The 9,476-nt window shown below is 35.7% G+C and carries 6 protein-coding genes; all 6 read right to left on the bottom strand.

The window, feature by feature from the left end; all coding sequences use genetic code 11:
- Positions 1 to 53 precede the first annotated feature (53 nt).
- Positions 54 to 1,529 carry a phosphoethanolamine transferase gene (locus KPC_RS14765; protein WP_121975126.1) on the bottom strand — a complete coding sequence of 492 codons (1,476 nt, stop codon included), beginning with the start codon at positions 1,527 to 1,529 and terminating at the stop codon, positions 54 to 56.
- A 101-nt stretch (positions 1,530 to 1,630) separates the two neighbouring features.
- Entirely contained in the window at positions 1,631 to 2,530 is a 900-nt protein-coding gene (locus KPC_RS14770) for an ELM1/GtrOC1 family putative glycosyltransferase (RefSeq protein ID WP_121975127.1), read from the bottom strand.
- Between the two features lie 76 nt (positions 2,531 to 2,606).
- The gene (locus KPC_RS14775) at positions 2,607 to 3,533 is read right to left on the bottom strand and encodes a branched-chain amino acid transaminase (protein WP_121975128.1); all 927 of its coding nucleotides are present in this window, start codon (positions 3,531 to 3,533) and stop codon (positions 2,607 to 2,609) included.
- 26 nt (positions 3,534 to 3,559) lie between these two features.
- Positions 3,560 to 6,310 carry a bifunctional [glutamate--ammonia ligase]-adenylyl-L-tyrosine phosphorylase/[glutamate--ammonia-ligase] adenylyltransferase gene (gene glnE, locus KPC_RS14780; RefSeq protein ID WP_121975129.1) on the bottom strand — a complete coding sequence of 917 codons (2,751 nt, stop codon included), beginning with the start codon at positions 6,308 to 6,310 and terminating at the stop codon, positions 3,560 to 3,562.
- Between the two features lie 124 nt (positions 6,311 to 6,434).
- Entirely contained in the window at positions 6,435 to 7,706 is a 1,272-nt protein-coding gene (locus tag KPC_RS14785; protein WP_121975130.1) for a sensor histidine kinase, read from the bottom strand.
- Positions 7,707 to 7,975: 269 nt separating this feature from the next.
- A complete protein-coding gene (locus KPC_RS14790) occupies positions 7,976 to 9,226 on the bottom strand; it encodes a sensor histidine kinase (protein ID WP_121975131.1) in 1,251 nt (416 codons plus the stop codon).
- Positions 9,227 to 9,476 lie beyond the last annotated feature (250 nt).

A 9,476-nucleotide genomic window follows, 5' to 3' on the forward strand; every position in this document is an offset into this window, starting at 1 on the left:
AAAGAACTCTCAATGCTATACTTTTTAATGATATTTATTTTTAAGAATCAATATCATTTATTCTTTAGATCCCGATAACGAACGTATTTTTCCCAATCAAATACATATATATCCGGATTATCAGGAATATCCCGTAAATTGCGCTGCGAGTCTAAAAGAGGTGTCCGAATTCCAAGAAAGCCAGCATATAGATTCAAAAAATCATAAGCACTTACTTTTTTGTCAATCACTTGCCTATGTTTCATATCACTACTTAAATGGAAAAAAGGAACGTTATAATTTGATTTATAGTCATTATCCACATAAAAATGATCCTCATCAATTGTCATGCCGTGATNAGAAAAATAAGTAATAGTAAAGCTTTGCTGGGTAGATCGTAATTTATAATAAATATTTTTGATAAAATGATCCATTTTACTAATACTTGATAAATAACAGTTTATACTTTCAGAATAATTTGAATATTGTCTTGGAAATTTAAACAAGCGTTCACAGGCATTTGGATGTGACCCCATCATATGAAGAAAGATCACGTTTTTTCTATCTTTATATTTTTTAATTTGTTGTGAAAATAAATTAACCAGCTCATCATCATCAATATTCTTTGACATATAGTTACCGCTTTTCAAATAAAGCTGATGGTCTGCATGAATAGCTATTTTAGATATTGCTGTATCATTTTTTCCTAAAAACCCCTGATTTGAAATCCATATAGTGTTGTAATTTGCCTGCTTAGCGAGGCTGATAACATTCTTACCAATATTAATATCTTTATTTTTATCAATCAGGGCTAAAGTTCTGGTTAAACTGGTCACTGTATTAGGTGCCGCAGAAACATAGTGCTTAATCAAAGTTAAAGGTATCTGGTCTAAAAATGGCGTTGTTTTTTCAGAAAAACCATAAAGTGACAAATAATCACGATGAACACTTTCACCAATAATAAACACCTGAGTATCATATTTAGGTGAAACTGAGCTAATTTTCCAGTCGACTGCCTTATCATTTTTTTCCAATAAAATTTGTTCTTCTTTTTTGTATAAATATGCAGCTCGAACAGTTTGTACCAAGAAAAGGTTATATACATTAAAAATCATTAATAATACAATCATTTTCTTAGAAAACTTTAAATGGTATTCAACCTTACAAAANCCAAAATAATGTATGCATGCCAACATCAAAATCATTGAGAAAATAATAAATTTAAGTTTTATTTGATAAAAAAACTCAAAAGCCTCATTAACATTAGTTTGCGATATTGAGGCAATAATTCCCAAAGACATATGCCCTTGTAAAAAACCAGTTGCTGTTGAAATGTACAAAATAAAAATAAAAAGTGAAATATTAAAGAAAATATACTGTTTTTTTCGAACAATCTGTTTAATACAGATTAAAAATAATGCATTAATAATTACTACTAAAAAAAATATAAAAAACTCTTTTATCGTCAGTAAATAATCCCAAAACCCTAGTCCCACACAAAATCCCAATGAAATAAGAAAGGGATAGACCCTATATATTTTCTTCAGCATAAATACGAAAACAAAATGTATAAAATTGGATGTCTTTATACCGTTTTATTTTCAAATCACTTTATGCAATTACGAATTTCTAATTATCGACTAAACCCATTTTATGGATGCTGCAAAATAATCTCTGCCACATGATCCGCCTCTTTAAAAGATGGTGAAAATGGCAATTGTTTAAGCTGAGTATCTGTTGACACCAAGCCAGAATCAATAATCTGGTCAATCGAAGCAGTTATACGATCTTGCTTTATTCTCTCTGTTTTTATGACCCCAACTTTACAACCAGCAGTCAATGCTTCAAAAATCATGGAAACACTATCTTCTGTGACCCAGACTGCTTCTGCTTTTTGCATTTCTTCGAAAATCCAGCCTTGGGGAGTTTCATCAACAGGAAAAATTTGTATCATGGATGAAATTTTTTGTTGTTGTAGCAATGAGATAAACTCAGAAGGTGTTCGACGAGAAGTCGTTAAGATTATTTCTGTCTCTGGATTATCCTGAACGATATTCTGAATCGCATCTAATACTTTATTCTCATTCCAGGCATGTCTTTTTGATGCTCCGCCCAAAGCAATTAAAATACGACCCGCTTGATGTTGTTGCTTATTTACAATTGGATTTAAAGCACCTTTAGTGATGATGACATGATCTGATGCCTGCACATCATCATGTTCTGGAATTACAACATAATCAAACCAAGAAAAAGGGAAATTGGGTTTCATTAAAATCAGTGTTTTAGCCTTTGGATACACTTTTCCAAGAAGTAAGACCCGAAGTTGAGTATGGCTACCTACTCCAAAAATATAGTCAGGTTCCTGTTGAATTGCTGAGGAGGCATGTCTAAATCGGGATAAAAACAAGCTAAAAACAGGTAATTGCTCAATAGACACTTCTTCGAAACTAACATGCTCTGTATCTGTACTTTGTCTTTGCAGCGCCTTATATAAACCGAGCGCCTGAGAACGATGCCCTGCTTTACCATCACTCACATAGACAATATGCATAGAGATATTTCCTCAGAAAAATTGCAATAAAAAAGGCGAAACGTTAAAGCTTCGCCTTTGATCTTAACCGATCAACTTATTTTACGTAAGTCAACCAGTGAGCATATTTAGGATCTTTACCCTGAACCGCATCAAAAAATGCTTTTTGGATACGTTCAGTTACTGGACCACGACGCCCTTCGCCAATTTGACGATCATCATATTCACGAATTGGAGTTACTTCAGCAGCAGTACCAGTAAAGAAAGCTTCATCTGCAATATAGAACTCATCACGAGTAATACGACGTTCAATTACGTCTATACCAAGATCTTTAGCAATAGTAATTACGGTTTGACGAGTAATACCATCAAGTGCTCCACCAGCTAGATCCGGGGTATGCAAAGCACCATCTTTAACCAAGAATACGTTTTCGCCAGAGCCTTGACATACAAAACCTTGTGGGTCCATAAGCATTGCTTCATCATAACCTGATTGTGCAACTTCCTGATGAGCCAAGATAGATACAGTATAGTTACCAGATGCTTTCGCTTTGCACATAGTGACGTTTGGATGGTGGTGAGTAAAAGATGAAGTTTTTACACGAATACCTTTCGCCATAGCTTCTTCACCAAGGTAGGCACCCCACCCCCATGCCGCTACAGCAACATGAATTGTATTGTCAGTCGCTGCAATACCCAATTTTTCTGAACCGATAAAAATAATTGGACGTAAATAGCAAGACGCTAATTTATTTTCACGTACCACATCAATTTGAGCTTGCTCAATCGTAGCCTGATCAAATGGAACTTTCATTTGATAGATTTTTGCAGAGTTAAGCAAACGTTTTGTATGATCTTGGAGACGGAAAATCGCGGTTCCATTAGGAGTTTCATAGGCACGGACACCTTCAAACACACCCATACTATAGTGTAATGTATGAGTCAAAACGTGAATTTTTGCTTCACGCCAGTCAACTAGTTGTCCATCTTGCCAAATAAAACCATCACGATCAGCCAAATTCATGGCACACACTCCAAATTTTTACACAATTATTCACTTTCCAACGCGAAAATCGCTGTTGGATCAATTAATCTTTGCCATAACTTGCAAACGACCTCTCGGGTATCGTGCCAATCCGCTGCACTAACCTGCATATTATGATTTGCAAGTGCTAAACGGTGGCTCTCGGCGCGTTCACTGAGATAAGCTTGAATCAATGCGGATACATCGTCGCTGGATAAGCAACCTGCCTTTTTGGCATCTTCAAGGATTCGTACATTGTCGGAATAATGGGCGAGATCAGGATTCGTCCCACTCCAGGCTAATACAACATACTGTGCCATAAATTCTATGTCAACGATACCACCTGCATCTTGTTTTAGGTGAAAAATTCCATGTTTTTTTTGCTCTTTTGATGATCCGAGATGGTCTTTCATCTTTTGACGCATATTCAAAACTTCTTTGCGGACTGTTTCCTCATCTCTAGGTAAAGTTAAAATCTTGCAACGTAACTGCTCAAACGTATCTCTCAAAGACTGTTCACCCGCAATAGATCTTGCCCGAACTAAAGCCTGATGCTCCCAGACCCAAGCACTTTTAAACTGATATTGTTCAAATGCTTTTAAACTGGTTACAAGTAAACCTGCTTCACCTGAAGGACGTAATCGTGTATCGATTTCATATACACGCCCATCCAGCGTTTGTGTCGTCATCAGCGACATAAACTTCTGGGCAACTCGCATCGCGAACTCAAAACCACTGATAGACTTAGTCCCATCTGTATCAGCCTGTTCATCCATATAGTGGATAAACACAAGATCCAGATCTGAACCATACCCCAACTCAATACCACCAACTTTACCATATCCAACAACAGCAAAAGCCATATGATCAATGGAACAGCGCTTTCCTTCTGCATCCAAGGGATAACCATGTTTTCTAGCCACTGTCTGATAAGCAATATTTAATGTGGCAATTACTGAAACTTCTGCAATATCCGTCAATGCATCGGACACTTTCATTAATGGACTTTCAGCCAGAACATCACTTGCTGCAACTGTCAATACGTTGGATTTTTTAAATAGACGTAAAACACGCATTTGATCTTCAACCTGATCAATTTCAATACGTAGTAATTGCTGTCGTAATGAATCTTCCAGATCTTTACGTTTAGGCAATTCAAAGTCCATAGATAGAAACTCGTCTAGTAGAACTGGGTAATGCGTCAATTCCTCACAGATCCAAGGACTCACTGTTGCCATTTTAACGAGACGCTGTAAAGCACCTTTACTTTCGATTAGCATGACCAGATAAACAGTACGGCGCATGACTGATTCAACCAGTGGCATCAGACGCATTAATGCAACCTGTGGCTTATCTGACTGTAAAATGGCTTCTATCAAATGCGGCCAAAACTCTTTTAAACGTTGCACAGCTTTTACAGGTAGTTTTTTTATCGCATGTCCAAACCAAAACTCATGAATCAGGTTCTTGGCATCATCATCCAACACTTCATCCAGTTGCTTTTCAAGCTGACTAAAGCTTTCTGTTGGAGAGTCATGACCTTTTTCCTTAATTAGATGTTCAAACTGATAAGTTACTTTAGAACGTTTTTCATTTAAAACATCCAGAAAATCCTGCCAGCTTTCAAAACCCAGAGTCTCAACTATCCTATTTCTTAAATCATCTTCTGATGGTAAGGACTGCGTTTGCTGATCATTTAAAGCTTGAATCGCATGTTCTACACGGCGTAAAAAAAGATAAGCATCTTCCAGGTCTAAAACTGCCTGCGAATCAAGTAATCCGACTTCTCCCAAATGCTTTAAGCTGACCAGACATTGCCGATCTTGTAATTCAAGTTTTGAACCACCATAAATGAGCTGAAAAACCTGAACGATAAATTCCACCTCACGGATTCCACCTGCCCCCAGCTTGATATCATCAGCAATATTTCTTCGCGCAACTTCACGCTCAATCATGGCTTTCATTTCACGCATCGCTTCAAATGCAGTGTAGTCCACATATTTACGAAATACGAAAGGACGTGTCATTTCCAACAGTTCATCCCCTTGCTGACCACCAGAAACCACACGAGCCTTAATCCATGCATAACGTTCCCATTCACGCCCATGCTGACTTAGATATTTTTCAAAAGCGATATGACTTATCGCCAAAGGAGAACCATCTCCCCAAGGGCGTAAACGCATATCAACACGGAATACAAAACCATCTGCCGTAATATGTTCCAGAAGATAAATAATCTTTTGCCCCCAGAGAATACAGAATTGTTGTACGTCAATACATTTTCGACCATTGGTTTCACCTTGCTCATCAAAGGCAAAAATCAAGTCTATATCACTGGATAAATTAAGTTCCTGCGCTCCCAATTTCCCCATAGCTATCACAATCAGGTCTTGTAAATAACCGCTATATCCAACGGGTTCACCATGTTTGGCAACTAACGGAATACGGGCAAAAGCTTTAGCTGCACAAATACTGGCATCAGCAAAGTCAGATAACTCTCTTGTCAAAGTCACGACGTCTGTTAACTGATTTGCATCTTGCCAAATCCATCGAAACATTAAACGAGCACGTAAAATACGCAGACTACGCATCCATATCGTTTCATCAGATATATCCTTTAACGTCTCTTGAACAAGAGTATTAATTTCTATTGTTGTGAGTGATTTTAAAAACTGATCCCCAGTATAATCTTGTTCTAATAATTCTTGATGTAATCCCAAAACCTGTTCAGCATACTGACTTGCACGTAAAGTTTTTTGCAATTGTTCAGCGTTCATTTAAAAAGCCTTCAACTCATTGATCTTATCTTCTTATTTATATCAGCTAGATTATCTAAGTGGGGGAGTTTTTTTAATTATTCTTGTTTTCGTCTTTATTTTAAATAGGATTTAAACCTGATAATCAGATAAGTTTGGCATGTTTTTGTAAATCATCTGTTATTAAACTCTGATGTGAGGCTGTCGCAACAGGCAGAACCACCTTAAATGTCGTTCCTTCTCCTTCTTTTGAGATTACGCTAATTTCACCATTATTCATATCAACAAAACGTTTACACAACACCAGACCCAAGCCAGTCCCTTTTTCACCAGATGTCCCTTTTAGGCTCACTTGAATTCGTGGTTCAAAAATATTTTCAATCTGGTTTGGAGACATTCCCAAACCTGTATCCTTGATCGAAATTTCAACACCTTTATCACTCTGCTGAGCATCAATTGTCACTTTTCCAGTACCATCTACATGTGTAAATTTTAATGCATTAGAAACAAGGTTTTGAATAATCGATGTCACCATATTTATATCAGCATACACTTTGAGATGTTCAGAAACATGATCAATCAACTGAATATTCTTTTTAACTGCTAGAGTATTTAGCACATTGAAAACAATTTTTGTCGCTTGTTTTAAAGGGAAATTGATTGGATGATAAACAAAACGCCCACCCTCTGCCATCGCCCAATTTAACAGGTTTTCGAGTAAGTTATAGGTAGATTGGGTGGTATCAAATAAATAGTCTGCAATATTTTGAATACTGTTATCGTCCAAAGTCTCACGCTCTTGTGAGAGCACTTCAGAAAAACCTAAAAGCCCATGAAAAGGAGCACGCAGATCATGTGCTATGATCTGGAAAAACTTGGTTTTACTATAGTTTAAAGCACATTGCTGTTCATACAGTTCTTTGAGTTCATCATATTCGGAACGCATTTCAATAACACGAATTAATCCTGTTGCAAACTCATGTACCAGTTCAAGATTTTTTTCAGCAAATGGCTGTAACTCATCATCAAATAAAATCACTTGCCCAATAGACTGATGTTGATTAACTTTTAAATCAAAAGCAATAATTCTATTATGGTCAGCACCCAAGAACCTGATATGGTCAGAAAATGCTTGATATTGGGGATGATTGACGCCGATTACTGTTTCATTACCAAAATATGAAAGTAAATTGGCTTCTTTCTTTGCTCTAAATGCTTTAAAACCTTCAGAAGATGAATACCAGATATAAGGCTCGTCATGAAATGCCAAGACTGCACTTTCAGCCTGCAAAATTCCTCGTGCAAACCTCAGAAAACCATCAATTTGATTCTGTGGAGTAAGTACACCTAGCAGAAGAGCCATATGGCATGCACTCAGCTGGTCTGCTTGACCGATATCAATGAGTTCAAGTCTCATATCAACTCTCCTTTGTTATGTGCTAATCGTATAGAAGTTCTTATTTCTTATTCGAAGTTTTCAATACATCACAAAATACTATAACAATAATACATTAAAAATAACACTCCATTACATAAAGAATATGTAATATTACTTGCTATACAGCATTTCCGTAAATAAAAAAAACCATTTGTTTGAAATCATATTTTTTTTAATATTATTACTTATTTTTTATTTGAAAATTGATTTTCTACTTTTTAAAATGCCTATTTTTTACACTTTTCTCTTTATATTTCATAGTCAAAATTTGTTGAAGCGTCAGGTAAACTTAATTTAAAGACTGTACCTACACCAGATCTGGATTTCACCTCTATTTGACCATGATTCATATCAATAAAATGTTTACATAAGACGAGTCCCAAGCCAGTACCTTTCTCACCAGAAGTGCCTTTATGGCTAACTTTGATATTTGGTTTAAAAATATTTTGAACTTGCTGGGAACTCATCCCCAAACCAGAATCCTGAATATAAATTTCTATTTTGTGATCTTTTTGAGCAGCGCGAATACTTACCTTTCCATTTCCATCAGTTGCGGTGAATTTAAGTGCATTTGAAACCAGATTCTGGATAACCGAGGTAATCATATTTATGTCCGCGAGTAACATCAAATGTTCAGGAACATCGTCTATCAGCTGAATATTTTTTTTAAATGCTAATGGACTTAAAATTTCACAGACAATCTTTGTCACCTGTTTTAAATTAAAACGGATAGGGTGATAGACAAACTGACCTTCTTCAGCCATAGCCCAATTAAGTAAGTTTTCCAATAAATTATATGTAGACTCTGCAGTCTCATGTAAATATTCACTAATATTTTGAACATCTAAATCATGTAAAGTTTCACGTTCTTTCGCTAATACTTCTGAAAATCCGAGTAAACCATGAAATGGAGCACGTAGATCATGTGCAATAATCTGAAAAAAACGTGTCTTGCTAGTATTTGTTGCTACCTGCTGCTCATATTTTTCTTTTAATTCTGCATTTTCAAATTTAAGCGCAATAAACTTAACCATTTGTTGTATAAATTCAAAGGCCAGGTCAATACCATTCTGTTCATAATATTCTTTATTATGATCAAAAAAAGTAACTCTACCAAAACTATTTGAAGTATTTTTCTTTCGTAAATCAAAAGAAATAGCCCTGTTATGAGGAACTCCCAATTCATGAATACAATTGGAAAAATCTCCATACCTATGATGCTTCTGATCTATCACTAATGCACCATCAAAGAAATGATGAATACATTCTGAAGCATCTTGTTGACCTTTATTTAACGCATTAAACTTGTCAAATTGGTTAAACCAAATATATGGCTCATCATCAAATGCCAAAATTGCATTTTCGGTTTTCAGAAAACTACGTGCTAATTTTAAAAAACCTTCAATTTCATTATCAGGAGTAAAAACATCCAATAATAAAGCAATCTTACATGCGCTGAGTTGCTCAGTCTCACTGATTTCCAAAAGATTCAAACCCATTATCGATACTCAAAACAACTTCTATTTCAACATTTGGATTTTTTAATTGGGCTATCTTTTAGATTAAAGATATGCTCTTTTTCACAATCAAACATCATTCACAACAAGACACCATCAAACATTGTAGTTTATCTCAATCATATTTGTTTAAAAAGAACTTAACTCTATGCAAATACATTTTCTTTGCTTGAATATCAAATTGATTTCAAATTGAAACAATAGAATCCTTTCTGGATATGCTCTCCTCGTA

This window comes from Acinetobacter stercoris (genome assembly GCF_900323515.1).
Classification (GTDB): Bacteria; Pseudomonadota; Gammaproteobacteria; order Pseudomonadales; family Moraxellaceae; genus Acinetobacter; species Acinetobacter stercoris.